At 41.7% G+C, this 2,364-nt stretch carries 4 protein-coding genes and 1 pseudogene; all 5 read left to right on the top strand.

The features are described from left to right. Positions 1–596: pseudogene (locus WBA23_RS23350) on the top strand (hypothetical protein); the annotation flags it as partial. A 179-nt stretch (positions 597–775) separates the two neighbouring features. After that, positions 776–1,033: a HypC/HybG/HupF family hydrogenase formation chaperone gene (locus tag WBA23_RS23345; RefSeq protein WP_424584687.1), complete on the top strand. Its 258-nt coding sequence runs from the start codon at positions 776–778 to the stop codon at positions 1,031–1,033. 30 nt (positions 1,034–1,063) lie between these two features. Further along, complete coding sequence (locus WBA23_RS23340) at positions 1,064–1,606, top strand: restriction endonuclease (RefSeq protein WP_424584686.1); 543 nt, start codon at positions 1,064–1,066, stop codon at positions 1,604–1,606. Then, a complete protein-coding gene (locus WBA23_RS23335) occupies positions 1,603–1,851 on the top strand; it encodes a hypothetical protein (RefSeq protein WP_424584685.1) in 249 nt (82 codons plus the stop codon). The genes WBA23_RS23340 and WBA23_RS23335 overlap by 4 nt, the downstream gene beginning before the upstream one ends. 9 nt (positions 1,852–1,860) lie before the next feature. After that, positions 1,861–2,364 (top strand): hydrogenase formation protein HypD (gene hypD, locus WBA23_RS23330; RefSeq protein WP_424584684.1); only part of this gene is annotated, 504 nt, incomplete at its 3' end.

The raw sequence follows: 2,364 nt of genomic DNA, 5'->3' as shown, positions 1-2,364 counted from the left end.
GTGATACATCGCTTCAAAAGAAATTTTCAGCAACAGAATGGGCGCATTATAATCGACTGATTCATAAAACTGGTGGATTAAAAACCTCCAGCGTAGGCCGCCTATTTGATGGAGTAGCAAGTATTCTTGGATTGGTTGATCAAACTACGTACGAGGGCGAAGCGGCACTCATGCTAGAAACGCTAGCAACTGATTATATCCAAGACATTGGCTACGGTAAACTAACCAGTTATTTCAATGAGATAGAGGTTGGTAGTATTGCTTATCAGCCTTTGGCAAATGGTATTCTACGGGATACAAAAGAATACAGTCGCGGATTTATTGCAGCTCGCTTCCACTACTCACTAGCGGACGGTATTCGACAGGTAGCTAAAAAACATAATATTAGAAAAATAGCGATGAGCGGAGGGGTTTTTCAGAATGCCTTATTAGTGGATATGGTTTGTAACTTGATGAACGATAACTACGAACTATATTTCCATCAACAGCTTTCTCCTAACGATGAAAATATATCGCTAGGTCAACTGGCTCATTACCAGACTCAGCAAAAAGCTCAGGCGATTACCACTGCGAAGAACAAATTGATTGAAACTTAGATAGAGAATAAGTGCTAAAAGCGTTATCTTATAACATCAAAAAAGATAAAAGACTGAAGTACAACGATAGCTATATAATATGAGCGTATGTGTCAAAGTAAAAACATAGTCCAGACTCCGGTTTCCGGTCTTCCAACTCCGGACTCAATTTTCTATTATCCAATTTCAATTAAAACATTATGTGTTTAGCAATTCCCGGAAAGATAAAGTCAATAGATATGCAGTACGATGGTACGGTGCGAATGGCTCAAGTACTGTTTGGCGGAATTACCAAAGAAGCCACCCTCGAGATGGTTCCGCACGCCCAGGAAGGCGACTACGTACTAGTTCACGTGGGAGTGGCCATTAGCGTGGTAGACGAAAAAGAAGCGAAAGAAACCTTTCACTACCTAAAACAGGTCGGCGAATTAGACGAATTGAATCCAGAAGTAGAGTAGACTGTTTTTTAATTTGCTCAACTAACGAAAATGGCAGAAGTTCCAGAAGGTATTAATGCTGAGATTACCCCGAGAGAATTTGAGGAGTTAATATATAAATATTTAGCCCATTCAGGAGAAAAGCTAAATAAATTTAAGTCGTCACATGATGAAAAAATTGAGCGTACTGATGGTACATATCAAATCGATGTCTATGTTGAATTTGAAGCTTTGGGAGGTGAACTAAAAGTGTTAATAGAATGCAAAAGATATAAGAATAAAATAAAGAGGGAGATTGTTCAACTACTTTACGATAAAATAAGATCAATAGGCGCGCATAAAGGGATGATTTTCGCTACTAGTTGTTTTCAAAGTGGATCAATCCAGTATGCAGAAGATCACGGAATTGCTTTAATAAGAGTTATTGAAGGGCGATATACTTATGTTACCAAATCTCAAGGCGTACAAAGTTTTGAGCCACCACCCTGGGCTAATATTCCAAAGTTTGTCGGTGAATATAAGTATGGGAATTATACTTCTTACCTACAGCATGACCATTTAGAGCCTATAAAAGAATTTTTATTCAACAAATGAGTAGTAATAAAATCACATCCGATGGCCGAGAGCGGTGGAAGCAAACTGATGGCTACCAACACCAAGTAGCAAAGATTAAGGAAGTAGTGACGGGGCAGTATGCTCTCCTTCTGTTGAGTGAACGGAGCTGGCCAAAGCGGTTGATCTTAAAAGCTCGGCGGACTATTGAAATAAGAAAAAGAATAGCCAAACTGGATTCTAATAAAAATCTTTATTGGGCTGACGGTCCAATAAGAATAAAATAACAACCTACTATGAAATTTTTAACCGAATATCGCGATCCGGAATTAGCCCAATCCTATCTGGAGGAAATCCGCAAAACCGTCACTCGTCCGTGGACGATTATGGAAGTATGCGGGGGGCAAACCCACAGTATTGTAAAGAACGGGCTGCTGGGCTTACTTCCCGAAGAAATTACGATGGTACACGGCCCCGGTTGCCCGGTCTGTGTTACCCCGCTAAACCTGATCGATAAGGCAGTTTATCTGGCGGAAGAGAAAAACGTGATCCTTTGCTCATTTGGCGATATGCTCCGCGTACCGGGTTCGGAGCGTAGTCTGTTGCAAGCAAAGGCCAAAGGGGCTGATGTTCGTATCCTCTACTCTCCGCTAGAAGCCGTGAAACTGGCCAAGGAGAATCCCGATCGGGAAGTAGTTTTCTTTGCGGTAGGCTTTGAGACCACCGCTCCGGCTAATGCCCTTTCGGTGCTACACGCCCAGCGAGCCGGATTAACGAATTACTCCATTCTGGCTTCCCAC

The organism is Tunicatimonas sp. (assembly GCF_049647865.1).
Taxonomy (GTDB): domain Bacteria; phylum Bacteroidota; class Bacteroidia; order Cytophagales; family Cyclobacteriaceae; genus Tunicatimonas.
This window is presented reverse-complemented; position numbering and strand designations above follow the sequence as displayed.